General features: G+C 28.5%; 15 protein-coding genes and 1 tRNA gene. 3 read left to right on the top strand and 13 right to left on the bottom strand.

The genetic code is table 11. The features are described 5' to 3' along the window. Positions 1 to 32 precede the first annotated feature (32 nt). Positions 33 to 914, top strand: coding sequence for a CAP domain-containing protein (locus BINT_RS14405; RefSeq protein WP_014487565.1), 882 nt, complete (start codon positions 33 to 35; stop codon positions 912 to 914). 838 nt (positions 915 to 1,752) lie between these two features. On the opposite strand, the gene BINT_RS05530 is transcribed toward BINT_RS14405, so the two are convergent. Further along, the gene (locus tag BINT_RS05530) at positions 1,753 to 4,866 is read right to left on the bottom strand and encodes a hypothetical protein (protein ID WP_014487564.1); all 3,114 of its coding nucleotides are present in this window, start codon (positions 4,864 to 4,866) and stop codon (positions 1,753 to 1,755) included. A 928-nt stretch (positions 4,867 to 5,794) separates the two neighbouring features. On the opposite strand from BINT_RS05530, the gene BINT_RS05525 reads away from it, so the two are divergent. Beyond that, positions 5,795 to 7,786 (top strand): ribonuclease R family protein, encoded by a 1,992-nt coding sequence (locus tag BINT_RS05525; RefSeq protein WP_014487563.1) that lies wholly within the window; start codon positions 5,795 to 5,797, stop codon positions 7,784 to 7,786. Between the two features lie 146 nt (positions 7,787 to 7,932). On the opposite strand, the gene BINT_RS05520 is transcribed toward BINT_RS05525, so the two are convergent. The 9 genes from BINT_RS05520 to BINT_RS05480 form a co-directional block, all read right to left on the bottom strand. After that, a complete protein-coding gene (locus tag BINT_RS05520; RefSeq protein ID WP_041177284.1) occupies positions 7,933 to 10,035 on the bottom strand; it encodes a 6-bladed beta-propeller in 2,103 nt (700 codons plus the stop codon). 49 nt (positions 10,036 to 10,084) lie between these two features. Then, a tRNA-Thr gene (locus tag BINT_RS05515) sits at positions 10,085 to 10,157 on the bottom strand. A gap of 55 nt (positions 10,158 to 10,212) precedes the next feature. Next, a complete protein-coding gene (locus BINT_RS05510; RefSeq protein ID WP_014487561.1) occupies positions 10,213 to 10,938 on the bottom strand; it encodes a lytic transglycosylase domain-containing protein in 726 nt (241 codons plus the stop codon). 20 nt (positions 10,939 to 10,958) lie between these two features. Then, positions 10,959 to 11,411 carry a flagellar FliJ family protein gene (locus BINT_RS05505; RefSeq protein WP_014487560.1) on the bottom strand — a complete coding sequence of 151 codons (453 nt, stop codon included), beginning with the start codon at positions 11,409 to 11,411 and terminating at the stop codon, positions 10,959 to 10,961. Positions 11,412 to 11,442: 31 nt separating this feature from the next. After that, positions 11,443 to 12,897 (bottom strand): FliI/YscN family ATPase, encoded by a 1,455-nt coding sequence (locus tag BINT_RS05500; protein WP_014487559.1) that lies wholly within the window; start codon positions 12,895 to 12,897, stop codon positions 11,443 to 11,445. A 35-nt stretch (positions 12,898 to 12,932) separates the two neighbouring features. Next, the gene (fliH, locus tag BINT_RS05495) at positions 12,933 to 13,835 is read right to left on the bottom strand and encodes a flagellar assembly protein FliH (protein ID WP_012670212.1); all 903 of its coding nucleotides are present in this window, start codon (positions 13,833 to 13,835) and stop codon (positions 12,933 to 12,935) included. Positions 13,836 to 13,876: 41 nt separating this feature from the next. Then, positions 13,877 to 14,908, bottom strand: coding sequence for a flagellar motor switch protein FliG (gene fliG / locus BINT_RS05490; protein ID WP_008724563.1), 1,032 nt, complete (start codon positions 14,906 to 14,908; stop codon positions 13,877 to 13,879). 56 nt (positions 14,909 to 14,964) lie between these two features. Beyond that, positions 14,965 to 16,668 (bottom strand): flagellar basal-body MS-ring/collar protein FliF, encoded by a 1,704-nt coding sequence (fliF, locus tag BINT_RS05485; protein ID WP_014487558.1) that lies wholly within the window; start codon positions 16,666 to 16,668, stop codon positions 14,965 to 14,967. Positions 16,669 to 16,896: 228 nt separating this feature from the next. Continuing rightward, entirely contained in the window at positions 16,897 to 17,376 is a 480-nt protein-coding gene (locus BINT_RS05480; protein WP_014487557.1) for a CinA family protein, read from the bottom strand. A gap of 140 nt (positions 17,377 to 17,516) precedes the next feature. On the opposite strand from BINT_RS05480, the gene BINT_RS05475 reads away from it, so the two are divergent. Then, positions 17,517 to 18,173 carry a tetratricopeptide repeat protein gene (locus BINT_RS05475; RefSeq protein ID WP_014487556.1) on the top strand — a complete coding sequence of 219 codons (657 nt, stop codon included), beginning with the start codon at positions 17,517 to 17,519 and terminating at the stop codon, positions 18,171 to 18,173. A gap of 21 nt (positions 18,174 to 18,194) precedes the next feature. Here BINT_RS05475 and miaA read toward each other — a convergent pair whose 3' ends face one another. From miaA to gmk, 3 genes are read right to left on the bottom strand one after another with little or no spacing between them, the layout of a single operon-like run. Next, complete coding sequence (miaA, locus tag BINT_RS05470; RefSeq protein WP_014487555.1) at positions 18,195 to 19,121, bottom strand: tRNA (adenosine(37)-N6)-dimethylallyltransferase MiaA; 927 nt, start codon at positions 19,119 to 19,121, stop codon at positions 18,195 to 18,197. Positions 19,122 to 19,127: 6 nt separating this feature from the next. Beyond that, positions 19,128 to 19,544 carry a DNA-directed RNA polymerase subunit omega gene (locus tag BINT_RS05465; RefSeq protein WP_014487554.1) on the bottom strand — a complete coding sequence of 139 codons (417 nt, stop codon included), beginning with the start codon at positions 19,542 to 19,544 and terminating at the stop codon, positions 19,128 to 19,130. 34 nt (positions 19,545 to 19,578) lie between these two features. Next, the gene (gene gmk, locus BINT_RS05460) at positions 19,579 to 20,130 is read right to left on the bottom strand and encodes a guanylate kinase (RefSeq protein WP_014487553.1); all 552 of its coding nucleotides are present in this window, start codon (positions 20,128 to 20,130) and stop codon (positions 19,579 to 19,581) included. Between the last annotated feature and the right edge of the window lie 45 nt (positions 20,131 to 20,175).

The following is a 20,175-nucleotide window of genomic DNA, read 5'->3' as shown; positions in this document are numbered from 1 at the left end:
ATATCATTAAATCTATATTAAAAGGAGATAATATGAAGAACATATTAATACTATTTATACTTATATCTTATAATGCTTTTACTTATAATTTCGTTTCTATAATTAATGATTATAGAATAGCAAATGGAAAGCATCCTATTAAACAAAATAACCAGTTAGATAGAGCTTTAGCTAAGATGGCTAAAATGTATGCTCATAAAGGTTATATCGATTATGAATATATTTCAGATGCTAACTTAAATATTACTGATTATTCAATAGTATATACATATGGATTTACTTCTTCTAGTTCATTAGTTAATTTTTGTGTACATAATGATAATTTTTTAAATAATTATGATTATGCCTCAGTTGCTGTTTATAAGATTGAAAATTATAATTATGTGGTAGCTGGTGTTTTTAATGGAATTAATTATGACGATGAAGTTAATGAAGTATATGATTTAATAACAGAAAATAGAAACAATAATGGAGCCATAACAAAATTAAAAAGAGATAAAAATTTAGAAAAAATGGCAATGGCTAGAGCAAAAGAATTATTTGAAAAGTATTCGCATACTAGACCAAATGGAAAAGAATTCTATACAATAATGGAAGACTTGAATATAGAAAATTACTGGAATGGAAATGGAGAAAATATAGCAAGCGGATATAAAAATGCAAAAGAAGTTATGAAAGCATGGATGGAATCTAAGGGACATAGAGAAAATATTCTTGATAAAAGATATACAAGTGTTGGAGTAGGATTGTATGTAAAAAATGGAAAAGCTTATTGGGTACAAATATTTGGAATAGATAATCCTAAATATAAAGATACTGACACTGAATATCAAGACAATAATAACAGCACTTATGATTCTTATAAAAACTACGATGAATACGGAGATAATTATAAAAATGATTCCTTATATTGAAAGTTTATTATATATATGATAAACTTTATCAAAGTTGGCGGAATTATGATTGGTGTAGTTAGGTGGTCTCGATACCCTGTTGCTTATGGATTAAAGAGCAGTTTTAATAAACTGTTTCTGGATATACAGGAAAGCGGGATTATACGACATTCCATCGGTGCTTTGTGTAGTCTCGATACCCTGTTGCTTATAGCTTAAAGAGCAGTTTTAATAAACTGTTTCTGGATATACAGGAAAGCGGGATTAATAGCTCTGTTAAGGTTCAAAATCTTGACAGGGCTTTTAATATTTTAATTAGATTTTTTATATGTTTATGCTTATTAATGATATTAAATTGTTTCTACATATAAATAATGTATTTATTAAATTTGAAATTAACAATATATACTTAAATAACTATATTTTGTCAAAAATAAGTTTATATTTTTGTTTTTATATCTGGGGCTTTGCCCTTACAAGGTACACAGCGTGCAGCACCCAAGTTCTTTTACGACCGAAGGAAGTACTGTAAGTATTGGTATAAGGCGACGCCCGCCTAACGAAGTGTGCCTACGGCAGGCGAGAACCTATATCCTCGACAGGTTAGTATACGCTTCGCGAACAACTGCATTTTTACCCTAAAATTAGGGTATTACACCATATTTAATAGATATTCTTAAATATAAAGTTCTAGTAATTGAGTTTTTCGCGTAGCGTATCCGAAGGATAAAAACTTTGACGAAGTCCGCAGAGCGTGTGCAGCAAAAAAGTTGATAAAATTTAGATAAAGTCCATCAGTTAAGAAAGTTAAAAATTTTTAGTATATGCCGAATATATACAACTGAAAAATAAATATGCATTATTTTTTATTGTATTTATTATTTTTTAGATATACATCTTGTAAAGATTTTTCTAAAGTTCTTTTCATAGCATCATCTAATATAGATATAGCAGACTTATAATTAAGTTCACAACTTTTATCAAACAATCTTCCATGAGCCAACATATTTCTAACATTTATTATTCTAATATCAAGAGCAGAATTATTTTTATGATTATCTAAATATTTTATTTGTTCTATATTTTTATTATGTAAACTAACTAAATCTCCGAAATTGAAATATCCATCTTCTCTTGTTAATTCATCTATTTCAGCTTGAGTATATATTTTATTTAGTGTATATATAATATTAGCCTCCATATTACAAATAAAATATAATAATTCCTTTTGAGCCCATATCAAAACTTTTACCATATCTTTTATATTATCTGCATTTAAAATATCTTTACCAATCTCTGCAGAAACTTTAGGACATTTATTTTTTAATATATCGTGAGAAGTAATGATTTTATAAGATCTAATAACATTAGTAAGACATTTCTGTAAATCTTCCTTTCCTTCAATTTTACCTTCTTCTTTTATTCTTGAAACATCAAATATCCAATTTAAAGCAGAACGTATATCTTTTTTCATATAGTCTTTTATATCAATCTTAATGATAGGATTTAATTCCCATATTAAATTAAATTTTAAAGGGCTATTATCAGTTTTATCCTCATAACTTTCTAATCTGAAATAAGAATTTCTATTTTTATTCATATTATTAACATATTGTAAAGATATATATGTTAATATCATTTCTTCTGCTATAATATTTCTAATTTCTTTATTTCTGTATTTATCTATTTTATTATTTTTAATATAATCATTATATATATCAACTAAATGAGGCGGAGTCATTTTTTCTTGTTCAAAAACTTTTGACAGTATATCAAATAAATCCGCATTTTTATTTTTAATATCATATTTAGTTTTTATATTATTCCATTGAAGTATGTCTGAAATTTCTTTATTTTTCTCATTATAAGGAAGAAATGCAAATTTACTCCAAGTTTTAAAAAGTAAATTATCAGAATCGTTTTTTATTTCTTTATTGGGAATAGTAAATAAAGTAAAAGATTGATTAAGCATTTCAGATAAAGTATGACATTTTAAGATATTTTTCACTTTATCAGAAAAATTACTTGTATTAACTTTGTATCTATGCATAACAGCAATAATATCATCATATACATTTCCATTTCTATTATCCAATAAATATAAAACTCTAGCAAATTCCTGAAAGAAAGCAACACTATCTCTGTTATGTAATTCCTCATTTTTCATGGCACTTCTTCTAATGACTTTAATTATAAAAGAAGCCTGCTGATATCTATTCCAATTTTCACTTTTCTTTTTAATAGCATCAATTAATAATCTATCATTATTAACTTTATTAGTTTCTTTATTATTAGAAGGGGGGCAATTATCTGATGCAGTAGTTTTTAATTTTTTGAATTCCACTCCTCCATTAATTAAAATAGAAGTTATTAATGCTCTTAAATTATATCTGTTTAAACTATATCTTTCTGCATTTTTTTTACTGTACACTATTTTATATATGGAATGTAATCCATTTTTTGAAGGCTTAACTTTTCTTCTAACATCGAATAATATATCATCATTAGGCTCAATCCATATAATAGTATTTCCAGCTATAGTCCAAGTATCATTTCCAAATTGACTTTTATATTTTAAAGATAAAAATTCAGCTGCCTCTTTAATAAAAATATCTTCATTTCTAAACACATTAGTTAATAAAGGTATAATATTTTTATAATCAGTTTCCAAACTAGGTACAGGCTGTTTTATTAATTTTTTATTATACTCTACTTTAGCATTATGCTCTTCGACATTTCTATTAAACTCTATTATACCTTCAATTTTATTTTTATTGGCATTCGCTATTTCTTTCGCTTTAAACTCTCTTATTAAATCTTCAAATTCTTCAATCTTTGGGAAACTTGTTCTATAACTATAGAATTTCAAAATCTTTTTATAAACTGCAAAATCATTATTAACATCAATATCATTAATATTGAAATATGATAAGTTTTTTTTAAGTCTTCTTCCTGTAGTAGAAACTTCATCATTAACTATGTATTCATTTTCTATCTGTTTTAAATATAATTCATCATCTTCTAAAGAAATACCCGGAACAAAAGTTTTATATCCGCCTCTTAAAGAAAATGAAAGTATAAATTCTTCAATAAATTTTTTCAATTTTATTAAGTCCAAAATATCTTTTATATACTTACTTTCAACAAACATAGCCAATATTGATAAAGCATATATAAATGGTACATTGGCAAAATTTTCTCCCATTCTTTCAGCATTCATTTCCAATACTTTTTTTATATATTCATTTTTAATCTCAAATTTATCAGATGATAATTTTATACCTTCTTCTTTATTTTTTTCTTTTAATAAAGATTTTTGTTTATCATTGATTCCAAAAGCAGCCTTCATATTAAGTATTAAAAATGTAAATAAATCTCCTTGAAATTTTTTAAATTTACATCTTGAAAAAGTATCTTCTTTTACATTTTTATGCATCATTATATTTCTAAAATCTCTTAAAAATACTGCAGCCTCAGTAAAAGCATTATTGATTTTATACTCCAACACATTCTGTCTAATAAGCATATTATCTTCTTTGATAAATTCATCTTTATATTCTGAAGGAAGTTTTTCAAATCTATTTCTTATAACAACTGCAAAATCTTTTTTAAGATGTGATTTTTCATCTTTAAATTGTTTATTTTCAACAATAAATGTAAGAAGCGGTATTAATAGTTTTTTAATTTTATTTTTATCTCTATCATTGTTCTTCTTATCTTCTCTCAAAAAATAAGATAAATAATATATTTCATTATTATTTCTGTTATTATTATTATTTCTGTTATTATTATTATTTCTGTTATTATTATTATTTCTGTTATTATTATTATTTCTGTTATTATTATTATTTCTGTTATTATTATTATCGCTGTTTACAGTATTTTCATCAGAATTAAATAATTGATCAAATGGATTATAAGTTTGAGAATCGGGTGTATATGAATATCTTTTTTTACTATGATTATTAGACATATAAAAATCCTTTAAGAATATGTAATTTTATTATATTATAAAAAATTATAAAATCAATGATATAAATTATAAAATAATATTAATATGTTATGATCATTGACATATTAATGTTTAGTGTTAAAATAATATAACTAAATCGTAGTTAATATACGGATTCGCCCACCAGTCTCGATACCCTATTAGATATAGGAAAGCGGGATTTATTTCATTCGGTGACATGCTATATTTGTCTCGATACCCTGTTGCTTATGGCTTAAAGAGCGGTTTTAATAAACTGTTTCTGGATATACAGGAAAGCGGGATGTTAATTGGTCCTATAATTATTTCTACAAGTCTCGATACCCTGTTGCTTATGGCTTAAAGAGCGGTTTTAATAAACTGTTTCTGGATATACAGGAAAGCGGGATATAAAAATTATTTTCTATTATAGTTTTATAGGTTTTATTTGATGTTGATAGAAAATTTGATAAAAACGGCTTATAACTCTTTTGTTGTAAGCTGTTTTTTATCGATTTAATAGATTGAATGAAATTAAATTATTGAAATGTTTTTTTATAATTCTTAAAAATATTTACAGATGATTTAGGTTATTAAGATTTTAGATAGAAGATTATTTTATTAATAAAGTTATATTTTTGTATTGACATAAATATAAAATATGTTAGAATATACTAACAAAAGAAAACGTATACCTAACAAATAAAGCTCTTTGTATCTTTAATATGATACTATATTTTATAACCTTCATTTAATTAAATTGTATGCCCCCTATTTTTAGGGGGCATAAAAAATAAATGCTTCCTTATATTAAAACCGCATATAAAAAAATATGTAAAAAAATATTACTATTTGACATTATAAATAATATTGCTATAATAAAATAATATTGTTTATGTAGAATATTAATAATTGTTATGGATAATAAAAAATGAAAGTTATAAAATTGCTGAAAAGAATAAATAAAGAAAAAGAATTAGATATATCAGAATATAAAAATAAATATGTAGAAACTAAAAAAGATAAATTACGTTTTGATAAAATGCTTCAAAAGTCAGTTTCTATGGGACTGGTAATGAAGAAATCTAATACTTTAAAACTTACCAATGAAGGAAAAATATATTTAGAAAGAGAATTAAAACAAATAACAAATAAAGAAAGAGATATATTAAAAGATAGAAAGTCAAAATCAAAAAATAAAAAAAATGATACAGGCAATAAAAAAACAAGCATACCAAAACCAGAAATAAAAATAGATGTTAATAATGCTAAAAAAGATGCTGAGATAATAGCAAAAGCATATAATGTGCCGACTGAATTTCCAAAAAAATGTTTGGAAGAAGCTAAACTATTACCAGACAGCATGGAAAATGTAGAATTAGAATTTGACAGAATAGATTTAAGAGATATAAGGACTGTAACAATAGACGGAGCAGACTCAAAAGATTTTGACGATGCAATAAGTATAGAAAAATTAAATGACGGTTATAAATTAGGTATTCATATTGCTGATGTTAGTCATTTTGTAGTTATGGGAAGTGCTTTAGACAGAGAGGCAAGAAAAAGAGGAAACAGCGTTTATTTAATAGATACAGTTTATCCAATGTTCCCGCATGAGCTTTCAAATGGAATATGTTCTTTAAATGAAGGTGTAAGCAGATTCACGATGACTGTATTTGTAACAATAGACAATCAAGGAAATGTAAAAGAAAGTACTTTTCATAAAAGCGTTATAAAATCAAGCAGAAGATTAACTTATGATTATGCTCAAGATGTTTTGGACGGTATAGAACAAGATGAAGATTGGCTTGTAGAATTACTAAAAAATGCTGATGATGTAAAAAAAATACTTCTTCAAAAAAGAATAGACAATGGAAGTATAGAGTTTAATCTTAATGAAACTCAAATAATATTGGATAAAGGCGGAAATCCTAAAGACTTCTTTATCGGTGAAAGAAAAGAAACTCATAAAATAATAGAAGAATTAATGCTTATTGCTAACTGTGAAGTAGCTAAGAGATTAAAAAATATAAAAGGTTCTATATACAGGGTGCATGATAGTCCAGATCAAGAAAAGCTAGACACATTCACAAGAATAGCATTTAATAGAGGCTACAGAGTTACAAGAGATGCAGACGGTAATTTGGACTTTCATTCATTTATAGAATCTATAATGGGGAAACCGGACGAAAAATTGCTTCTTACCCTACTCTTACGTTCTATGAAGCAAGCTATATACGATGTTAATAATATAGGACACTTCGGATTAGGTTTTGAATATTATACCCATTTTACTTCGCCTATAAGAAGATACACTGACTTACTAACTCATAGACTTTTAAAGCAGGCATTAGAAGGAGTAAATAATTTAAAACCTACTATGCAGCAGTTTTATACTAATTCAGCTCAATGGTGTTCAAAAACTGAAAGAATAGCAGTTGAATGCGAAAGAAGTTTGGATAAAGTAAAAGCTGCAAGATTTATGAAAGACAAGGTTGGAAATGAATATAACGGAATAGTAAGCGGCGTTACAAATTTCGGAATATTCGTTGAAATAGAAGACAGAGGAATAGAAGGTTTAATAAGATACGCTGTTTTAAAATCACATTACAGATATGATGAACATGAACAGGCGGCCTACAGCGAGGAAGATGCTAAATGGTACACATTGGGCGACAGAATAAGAATAGTAGTTTATAAAGTTGATGTTAAAGAATTATTCATTGACTTCATACCTGCAAGCGAATTTGATAATAGTTTCGATGACAGAGATATAATAGACAGTAGAGATTTTTTGAAGAAAAAGAAAAACAAAAAAGAAATATATTCAAGAAAATCTCATAAATCAAGCAAAGATAGAAAAAGAGGTTCAAAAGACAGAATAAATAGAAAAGAAAGAAAAAAATCAAAAAAGAGAAGATAATATTTAATTAATATATTTAATCAATAATAAAAGGCTTACTTATTCATTTAAGAAAGCCTTTTTATTTATAATTATCAAAAGCTATACAATAAAAAAGGCTTCTCATAATACAATGAAAAGCCTTTTTTTGTTTATTATAAATTTTATTATGGCACTACATAACCTACTTCTTCTTCACCGTACATATCTCTATACTGCACTTTAACATTCAAAGCCCTAAACTGTCCTGACTGAGCTAAATTTTTAAAGCTGTTATAGTATATAAAATATCTTCCAAAATTTATATTCTTCATTTTATCAAGCTCATCAGTATAATTTATAGAGTGATCAGCATCTATAATATAACCATAAGTATTCTTAGTCATTAAATCCAAGAAATAATTAGACTTATTTGTACCTATATAAACTTGGTTTAGTGATACAGCATTGTTCTTAGCAAAACTTGCTACATCATTAAAGTTCATCATATCAAATACTCTGTCATCAGGACTAGTTACAGAAAAATGTATTATAGCAGTTTTCTTAAAGCTATTTCCTGAAAGTCTTATTGCCTCATAATAAGCATCATCTAAAGCAGATATTCCTCCTGTAAAATGGAAGTTATTAGCATTTTCAAGTATTCTTAAATTTCTTGCATCATAATTATCAGCCTTATAAACCTGATCATTATAATGTATAACTAAAACTTCATCATTATTAGTTAAACTCATAGTAAAGTTACTAATTTCTTCTTTTATATTACTTTCATAAGCCTTGGCTGCAAGACTGTCTTCTATTAAATATATAAATCTGTATTCATGTAATTCAGGGGCATCATAAAAATTAACTTTATGAGAAACACTTGAATTCTCTGTAACAAAGAAATTCTCAGGAGTCAATCCAACTACAGGATTCATAGCTCTATCTCTTACTGTAACAGAAGCTACAACAACAGGGAATTTATTTAAATATTCTCTGTCTACAAATACATCCAAATTAGCATAATATTCTTCTTTTCTAGTATATACATCTATTCTTCCTGACATAAAGTCTGTCAAATATATATTACCATTAGGACTTTCAGCAACAGATGTAGGAGTTACAGTATATCTTTCAGAATTATTAAATATAGTAAATTCAGATTCAACTATATCATAATAAAATACTTTACTACCATCAGCTATATAAAGGTTTCCATCTCTAGCAAAAGATAAACCTCTAGGCTCATTAAATAAATTATGCTTAATAGTTTGTATATAGTTTCCGCTCAAATCAAATTGTTGTATTCTTTTATTACCCATATCAGCAACATAAATATATTGATCATTAACAGCTATACCAGCAGGAGAAAAGAACTCTCCATTATTTTCCCCAAGCTTTCCAAAACTATATAAGAAATTTCCTTCTACATCAAACACAACTATTCTATTATTTCCTGTATCAGAAACATATATATTACCTTCTTTATCAACAGCAACAGCAGAAGGGCCAAGAAGCTGACCGTTACTTACTCCTGTTACACCAATATTTGTAATATAGTTATGATTAGAATCATATTTCAATATTTTATCTTTTTTAGTATTTGCTATATATATGTATCCATTTGAATCTATATCAAAACCTCTAGGGTTTTCTAATTTTTCATAAGGATAAACTTTAGCCACAAACTGAAGTACATTTTTCCACCAGCTAGTCTGCTGTTTTTCCAATCTTTTTCCATGTGCTATTTTTCCTATTAATCTTCCATTAATATCAAATTTTTTCAAAGAAGAATCACTGTAATCTAAAACATATAAACTTCCATCAGCCATTACTTTTATCTGTATAGGCTGATTTATATTTTTTCTAAAATTAAGATTAGTAGAGAATGCTTTTAAATAAATAAAATTACTCAAAGTATCTTCTTTTTCTTCATTAACATTTGCAGAATCATATTTGTTAATTTTAGAAAGTATTATAGGATCCTCATAACCCATTCTTGTAATATTAAGCCATTCATTAATAGCCAAAGACATATATCCGGCTTTATATAAAGACTTACTATACCAATATCTTATGAACTTATCAGTAGGATTTGTATTAAGAGAGTTTCTAAAACTAGCTATTGATGCATCATAACGTTCTTGATTATAATAATGCACCCCTCTCAATAACTCTCTGTATGAGTCATAAGTTTCTGTGTTTACATAATATGGAGTTTTGTCGAAAGCGTATGAAAGCGATATAGTCATTAAAAATAATACTATACCAGCTAGAAGTTTTATTCTCATAAATCCTCTTTTATAGTTTGTGATATTTTTCTTTATAATAGTGAACAAAAGCCCGCTATCGGGATCGAACCGACGACCCTCACCTTACCATGGTGATGCTCTACCTGCTGAGCTAAGCGGGCAAATTTGTAAAATATTATAAAATTACAGAATAAAAAAGTCAAGTAATATGTTAACTTACTTTATATATCCTATAATGTTTTTAACATAGTTTTGAGTTTCCTCTATATTAGGAATTCTCTGTAATCTGTCTACCAAAGCAGGTCCGGCATTATAAGCAGATAAAGATAAATCAAGTCTTCCATTATATCTGTTTAACATCTGTGATAAATATCTGCTTCCAGCCATTATATTAGTATATGGATCTTTAAGCATTTCTTTATCTGTGATACCTAAACCAACACCTGTTTGAGGCATTATCTGCATCAAACCAACAGCACCTTTATTACTAACAGCAGTAGGTACATAATTTGATTCCTGCTTTATAACTGCTTTTATCAAATTTTCAGGTAATGAATATTTTTCAGCAGCCTCTTTAATTATATCATCATATTTAGTAGGAAAACTTTCTACTGAAGCTTTTTTATAAGCATTTATAGCCTTAGCAAAATTATTTGTAGCACCATCATAAACGCCAAAAGATATATTTCCTTTGAAAGCATCAGAAGAAGTATCTCCGCTAATTACTTTTCCATTATCTAATTTTTTATTTGTATCATTAACAATAGAACCATCAATATTATTTACTTTGTTTTCAGTATTATTTTCAGCCATAGCCTCATTTAAATGCTCTGCAAAAGGTTTAGTAGGAAGCTGAGTATTAATAGGAGCGAAACCTAATTTATTAAAAGTGTCCTGAATCTCACCTATTCTGGCATGTATTCTTTGTACAGACTCTATCATAATAATACCTCTTAATTTTATCAATATTCATAAGCATCGCTAGAAACATATTCTTTCTTCCATTCATCTAGCTTAGCCTGTTCTTCTTTATTCATTAATTTTTTATATTCTAATAATTTCTTTTCTTTTAAAAGTTCAACAGCTCTTCTCTGCCTTGAAGCCTCCTGTAAAACTTCCTGCCTTTTCCTAAGTTCAACACTTATTTCAGCCATATTATCTTCATGAATAGCTATCTGAGAATTCAAAGCACTTATATATTCTCCAAGATAAATACTCATAGTTAGCATTTCATTATTATCTTCCATACTATCAACGATTCTTATACCATCATTGATTTTTGAAATGCAGTCATCTTTTCCATCTCTTTCTTTATTATATAGAGCAGAAACCTCAGCCACTTCAGCTTGTTTTTGCTTTTCTATATTTTTTCTAAGTTTATATAAAGGCTCAAGTTTAAAATCAAATTTCTTCATAATATTACCAACAATTTATATTATCTTTTTTCTACAATATTACAACATCATTAGCATATTCTACATTGTCGGAAATATCTGTTCTGTCAGCTGCTTTTTTTACGTCGCCGCTATTTACTAAATCCTCTTCTATCTCTTCCTGAGAATAGAACATAGATAAAAGAGCCTCTTTACTATCAGCAAAACTTGAAACTTCATATACATCTTGCTGTAAATATCTATCCATCATAGGCTTATAATCAATAGCCCTGTCAACCTCAGGCATACTTCCTTTAGCATAACCGCCTATCATTATAAGTTCTTTAGCTTCATTATAGTCAGCACTCATTTTTAAAAATTCTCTTGCTGCTCTCTTATGCATATTAGAAACTACTTCATTCATAATCCTAGATATGCTTTTATTAACATCAATAGCAGGGAAATGTCCTCTATTAGCCAAATCTCTAGATAGAACTATGTGTCCGTCTAATATACCTCTAACAGCATCTGTAATAGGTTCGTCCAAATCATCACCTTCTACCAATACATTGTAAAATGCTGTTATAGAACCTTTATTTGAAGTACCAGTTCTTTCCAAAAGTTTAGCAAGTTCAGAGAATACACTAGGAGTATAACCTCTAGTTGTAGGGGGTTCACCTCTTGAAAGTCCTATCTCTCTTTGTGCCAAAGCAAAACGTGTTACAGAGTCAACCATAAACATTACATTTTTGCCTTTATCTCTGAAATATTCAGCTATAGTAGTAGCAGTATATGCAGCACGCACTCTCAAAAGCGGAGCATCATCACTTGTAGCAACTACCAATACACTTCTTTTTAATCCTTCCTCTCCTAAATCTCTTTCTATAAAATCTCTTACTTCTCTTCTTCTTTCACCAATCAATGCAATAACATTGACATCAGCATTAGTATTTCTAGCTATCATAGATAAAAGTGTAGACTTACCAACACCTGTACCGCTCATTATAGCCATACGCTGTCCCTGTCCAACAGTGAGAAGTCCGTCTATAGCTCTTACACCTGTTTGTATATGTTTTTTTATTCTAGGTCTGTTCATTGGGTTTACGGCATTATGAGAAACTGGAATAGGAGTTTCATAAAAATTATGTCCTCCTCCTGCAAGCGGTTTTCCTCTTGCATCGAGTACTGTTCCTAATATTTCATCACAGCACATAACGGATAATGGTCTTTCAAAAGAATAAACCATATTACCGAAAGTTATTCCATTAACTGGTCCAAAAGTAGCTAGAAGAACATCTTGATTTCTAAAACCTATAGCCTCTGCATCAAGATAAGTGTCATCATTCATATATATACGGCACATATCTCCAAGTTTGCAGAAAGGTCCTTCACTAATAACCAATGAACCTATAACTTCTTTAACTTTACCATAAGATTTTAATAAAGCTACATCATCAACTACTTTTCTATATTTTTCAAATGTCTTTTTTACTTCTTTATCAAAATCTATATTTTCATCTTTTATCATAATATCATCAAGCCCTAAAATAAATTATAGTATAATTAGAAACCTTTAATAGGTTCTACTTCTTTAATAGCAGTTTCTATTTCATTCAATTGAGTATTTATTCTAGCATCTATATCGCCGAAGTCTGTTTCTATCATACAACCGCCAACATCAACATTAGGGTCTTCCAATACTGTTACGCCCTCAATCTTATCAAGCATTTGATAAAATTCATCTTTATGTCTTGCAGAAACTTCCAAATCATCAATATTAACTCTAATAGTGATTTTAGTTCTGCCTTTAATTCTTCTTAAAGCCTCCTGAATATTCCTAATAACAATACCTTTATCTCTTTCAGTAAGCATTTTTACAACACGCTTAGCTATAAGTACAGCAACCTCAATAACCTGAGCTTCTGCTGCATCTATTATTTCATTTCTTTTATTAATAGTTTCAGCTAAGATTTTTTTCATCTTTTCTGTTAATTTTATTAAATCATTATTACTGTCAGAGAAAGATTTTTCAAAACCTTCATCATAACCTTTTGCATATCCTTCTTTATATGCAGCATCTTTTATAGATTCTGATTCACTTTGTATTCTTTCTTTTTCAGCATTAGCATCTTGTATTATTCTTGAAGCATCAACTTTAGCCTGTTCTGAAATAACATGTGCTTCATTTTGCTTAGATTTAAATATCTCAAAAGCCTGTGTTTTAGCATCTTCAATGATTCTGTCTGCCTCATCAACAGCCTTTCTTCTCATATCTCTTAAATCTTCTTCCCATTGAGCTCTAAGACCTGCAATTTCAGCTTCAATTTCTTCAATGGAAGGGCCTCTATATTCCTCTTGAGATTCCTCATAATCAAGTTCTTCCTGAGATTTATGATGAGGTACTGCAATATTAACTTTTTGAGTAAGTTCAACAATACTTCTGGATTTAAAAACCTTTTCTGGCATAATTTACTCCCAATTATTTTTATAATTATTATCCTAAAAAATCACACAACCATTTCATCTTCACCGGCACGAGCAACAACAATATCACCTTGCTCTTCAAGCTTACGGATGATATTAACGATTTTCTGCTGAGCCTCTTCAACGTCTTTAAGACGAACAGGTCCCATAAAGTCCATATCCTCTTTAAGCAATGCGGCAGCACGTTTGGACATGTTTCTGTAAACTTTATCCTGAGCATCTGTATCAACACTCTTAAGTGCTTTAGCCAAGTCGCTTGAATCAACCTCACGAAGTACCTTCTGTATAGCTCTGTCGTCAAGCAATACGATATCTTCGAATACAAACATACGTTTCTTGATCTCTTCTGCAAGTTCCGGATCGTCTTCCTCCAAACTCTCGATAATACTTTTCTCAGTAGATCTGTCAACACTGTTAATGATTTCTACTATAGAATCTATACCGCCGGCAGAAGTAAAGTCTTCACTAGCAAGAGTAGAAAGTTTTCTTTCAAGTACTCTTTCAACCTCTCTTAAAACCTCTGGAGATGTTCTGTCCATTATAGCGATACGTTTAGCTACATCAGGCTGAATCTCTGTAGGTAAAGCTCCCAATATACTAGCAGCTTTTTGTGCTTCCAAATAAGCCAAAATAAGTGCTATAGTTTGAGGGTGCTCACCTTGTATGAAGTTAAGCAAGTGTGCAGGGTCTGTACGGCGTATAAAATCAAAAGGTCTAACCTGTAATGAAGAAGTTAATCTATTGATTATATCGCTAGCCTTCTGACTGCCCACAGATCTTTCAAGCAAGTCTCTTGCATAATCTATACCACCTTGAGTTATGAAGTCCTGAGCTATCATCATCTCTTGGAACTCTCTAAATACAGCATCCTTATCAGCGGATTCTATATTTTCAAGTCTGGCAATATCAAATGTTATCTGCTCTATTTCTTCCTCTCTCAAATGTTTAAATATTTCACTTGAAGTTTCCATTCCAAGAGATACTAAAAATATAGCAACTTTTTGACGGCCGCTTAGCACTCGTTGTTTTTTATCTTTTTCTTTCTCTGCAGGCATAATTTATACTCCTAGTTTTTATTATACTCAATTTTATTATTTACATTTAACTTTAATTAGCTTTTATCATCAGCCATCCAAGTACGCAACAACTGTGCAACATCATCAGGTCTTTCATGACTTACTCTTATAACTTCATCCATAAGTTTCTTACGTGCTGCATCCTCTAAACTCATTTCGCTTATAGGTTCTTCATTAGCATTCATCATAGCCTGTCTGCGCATTTCCATCTGTTTGCGTTCAAGCTCTTCTTCTCTAAGTCTGCGTCTTCTAGCAAGCTCTTTCTGTATAGCTCTTATTCCTAATGCTAATACGAATAATATTAATAAAGAAATCATTGTTATTATCAATGTTTTTCTTATAAATCTATCTCTCATAAGTTTAGCATCTTCAGCATTGAATCTATCCCAATGGTCAAACTGAATATGTGTTACGCTTACTTGGTCGCCTCTTTTCAAATCATAACCTATAGCAGCTTGTACTAAAGAAGTAACATTTCTTATTTCTTCTGCTGTTACAGGATGATACTCTCTTACATAAGAACTTCCATTAGTTATTATAGGGTCTCCGTTTTGGTCATAAGCTTTAGTCCATCTTCCGTCCAAAGCAACTGCAGCAGATATTTTTCCTATTTGATAACTTCCCTTTTTAATAGCTTCATATCTTTTGCTTAATTCATAGTTATCCTGTGAATCAGTTTTAGTATATGTCTGCCATCTGTCGCTTTTATCTTTATATCCCGGAGGTACATTTTCTTCAGCACCTGCAGCACCTTGAGGTATGAACTGCTGTCCTTTCCAATCCTCTGTAACTGTACGAGTAGATACCTGAACCTTATTAGTAAATTGGCTGTCATCATAAGGTGTTGCTGGATCATCTTCTTTTAATATTATAGGAAGAACTAAATTATTTGTTATACTAACATCGTCCCAAATAAGTTCTAATGCTATTGTTGTTTCTACTCTGTTAGTATATATTCTCCCCAATGTTTGTCTTATTTTATTTTCAATTTTCTTTCTTTCTCTATCAACTATTTTCAACTCTTCCTGAGCTACTTTTAATTTTAAATTAGCAGCTTCATCTGTAAAATCAGTTAATACATATCCAGTACTATCTGTGATTGTTACAAATTCAGGTTTTAATTTATCAACGCCCATAGCTATTAATTGCTGCAAGCCTCTTACTGTTTTTGGATCTCTTAATACTTCCTCTTTGAAAGGCTGTGCTTTAATAACTACTGATGCTGTAACAGGTGAATCTATATCTGTTAAATATTCTTTCTTAGGAAATGCTAAATCTACTGTAGCTTCCTGAACGAAATCTAATTTAGTTAAAAGCTGAGTTATAGCTTTAGTTAAAGATCTTCTTTTATTAATATCAAGCTCAACATCTGTTATACCAATACGAGGAGCATCAAATAATTCCCATCCGTCAACTCCTGTAGGCATTCTGCCCTCTTTTACCAATTCTAATTCTGCTTTAGCTTTATCAGCCTCGCTATTAAGTGTGATAAATCCGTTTCTGTATTGATATCTTATGTTATTAGCATCCAATACTGCTATAACATTTCTAGCATCCTCTTGAGTCAATGCCTGCTGAAACAATAATGTTCCTGTTCTTCTTGATGTAAGCATTATTGTTGCTATTATTGCCCCAAGACCTATTACTAAAATACCTATTAATACGGCTTTTTGCAATGTTGTTGTCTTAGCAAAAATATTTTTTATTTGACTTGTTAATTTATTTATAAAGTCCTGCATTAGAAACCACCTAATAAAAGTTATCTTTAGAATTTATCGGATATAGTTATGTTTACTTTATAAAAAATTATGTTTATTAATGAGTTTACATAACTATTTTTCTTTTTTATGAATATTAGTTTACATAATTATTTTTGTCAACAAGTAAACATAATATTTTTGAATTTATAATGGACTTTTTATCTTTTTTTGTTAAATTGCCTTATTTGATATCAATGTTATTATAGACTAACATTTTTTTATGAAATTCTCAATTAAATTCAAAGAAAACATTACACTTTGCTCTCTTACCTCTTGTCTATCTCCTGAAAATATATTCTTATAAGCTTTAATATAGCCTTCTGCCGCTAAACATATCCATACTAAGCCCACAGGTTTATCATCAGTTCCTCCGGAAGGACCTGCTATTCCACTTATTGCTATTGCTATATCACTTTTCATAATTTTTCGGCTATTTTCCGCCATCTCTAAAACACATTCTTCACTAACAGCACCATATTTTTCTAATGTTTCCTCTCTTACATTTATCATTCTATGTTTAATTTCATTGGAATATGTTACAAAAGAGCCTTCAAAACATCCTGATGAACCTGAAACCGATGTTATATGTGCTGCAAATAATCCGCCTGTGCATGATTCTGCTGATGTTACTTTTAATCCTCTTTGTATTAATAAATCAACAACTTCTTTAGCTTTATCATAATTCATATTAAAAACCTTAATTTTCAGTATATATTAATAAACATAATAAATTATAAAAAATAAAATTCATTTAATTAAAAAATATTATTACTAAATATTAAAATAAATGTTTTTAAATAAAAATAATAATCTTAATATAAAAAATTATGAATAATATAAATAAAAACATAGAAGAATTAATAAAAGAAATAGAAAATTCAAATAATAATAATCCTGTTTGCAATAAAGCTTTAAAAGAAATTAAAAATATATTTAAAAATTTAAATGATAATGATGCTGATAATTTCCTAAAATTATGTGCAGTTACAGTTGATAAACTTTTTTATTTACAGCGTTACAATGATATCATTTACATCAAAGAAAATATTTTTAATATAAAAGACAAATTTCAAAATATCAATGACATTTTATTTTTATATCCATCAGCAATAAGTAATTTAATGCTTGGTTTTAATGATAAAGCTATAAAAGAATTAGAAGAATTGATAAATAATTATGATATAGAAAGCTCTCAAATTTCTCCATTACAAAATTTTTTAGCTGAAGCATATTTAAGAGAAAAGAAATATCAAGAAGCTGTCAATTATTACGAAAAATTCATACATTTGAATGTTACTAATGCTATGATGTGGAATGATTATGGATATGCTTTAGAACATATCGGAAGAAAAGAAGATGCTAAAAACGCTTATTCTAAATCATTAGAATTGGATCCGTCATTTATATTTGCAAAGAGAAATTTAAAAAGACTAAACCCAAAAGAAAATTTATTCAAAAAAATATTTTCATCTTTTAGATTATGAATTATAGATTTTATTAAATATTTAATTAATATTATAAAAGGCTTTTATTTCTTCAGCAACTTTTTCTAAATCATTTTCATTGATTCTTCTATGCTCTTCACGTCTGAACCAAGTTAATTGTCTTTTAGCAAAATTTCTTGTACGTTTTTTTATAAGTTCAATAGTATCTCCTAAACTCATAGATTCATTGACTAAATAATCATAAATCTCTTTATAACCTATAGCCTGCATTGATGTATAACTATTATCTATTCCCATATCAATAATTTTTTTCACCTCGTCAAGCAAGCCTTTTTCAAACATTATGTCAACTCTTTTATTAATATTATCATAAAGAGTTTCTCTATCTATATCAATGACATAGCTTAAATAATCCAAATTAACTACAGGTTTTCTTAACTTTTTTAATTCTGAGAATTTTTTTCCTGTATTATAATAAACTTCCAAAGCTCTTACAACTCTTCTTGCATTGAATCTGTCTATATTTTCTGCTGCTTCTTTATCAATATTCAAAAGCTCTGAATACAAACTTTCAAGACCATATTTATCTATTCTTTCATAAAGTTCTTTTCTTATTTTTTGAGAAGATTCCTGATTGTCATTTTCCTCATCAAAAATACCATATTTTATAGCATCAATATAAAAACCTGTACCTCCTACACCGAATATAGGCACATTATCTATACTATTTATTACATTTTTAAATATATCAAGGTATTCTTTTATATTAAAATTGACAGAAGGTTCTAATATATCAACCATTTTGTAATTATATTTTTTTATTTCTTCTGGGGAGGGTTTGGCAGAGCCTATATCCATATATCTATAAACTTGTATAGAGTCTATAGATATTATGGCGGCATTATTGAAATAGTTATCTATTAATTTATGAGCAAAACTGCTTTTACCTGAAGCTGTTGCTCCTGATATAAATACAATATTTTTCACTATTTATTATTCATCTTTTTTCTTTGAAGATTTTTTCTTCTTTTTTGATTTTTCTTCGTCTTCTGAATAGTCATCATCGAAATCATCATCAGCATCGTCTGTATCAGCAACTGCATATTCAGTATCATTTTCTTCTTCTGAAGAATCATCTTCTGAAGCATATTCACTTTCGTCATAAGCAACTTCAGAATGCTTAAAAGGTGCTTCTTCATCTACAGTCATATCTACACCTTCTTCATATTCATACTTAATTTTTCCGTCAAGTATGTTTTTCATAACAGTAGGTATATATTTTCCGCCTCTGTATTTAGTTTCACCTTTAAGAAGTGTACCGCCATTTTTAGCTAATTCTATCATAGCTTTACTGAGTTCATAGCGGTTTCCTTTATATTCTATAAGTTTCTCTAACGGTATTATACCCATATATTAAACTCCATATATATAATTTTAAATTTATTTATAATTTTGAATTGATTGCTTCTTCTAATTTTTTATAAGCTTCTTCAACATCATCATTTTCTATAATGATATCGAATTTATCTTTATATTCTAATTCTCTTTTAGCATCCCAAATTCTGAGTTTTATGCTTTCTTCAGTTTCAGTTCCTCTATCTTCCAACCTTTTTTTAAGAATTTCCATAGAAGGAGGGGTTATGAATATATAATTAGCATCTATTCCCTTGCTTTTTATATATAATGCACCTTGAATATCTATATCAAGTATCAATATTTTATCTTCATCATCAGCTTTTTCTAATTCTTTGAATGAAGTTCCATAATAATTATCATGAACTGATGCCCATTCTATGAAATCGCCATCATTTATCATCTGTTCAAATTTTTCTTTATCTACAAAATAATAATCCTGACCGTCTACTTCATTTGCTCTTTTAGGTCTAGTGGTATAAGAAACACTAAAAACTGCATTAGAATGATTCGCCATATACTTTTTTATTAAAGTAGTTTTGCCGGCTGCCGAAGGGGCTGTAATAACAACAATATTGCTCATAATACACCAAATATAGAATTGCAGCTTATTATATTATATTAACAA

This window comes from Brachyspira intermedia PWS/A, from assembly GCF_000223215.1.
Taxonomy (GTDB): Bacteria; Spirochaetota; Brachyspiria; order Brachyspirales; family Brachyspiraceae; genus Brachyspira; species Brachyspira intermedia.
The sequence above is the reverse complement of the archived record's forward strand: the minus strand, read 5'-3'. Positions and strand labels throughout refer to the sequence as shown.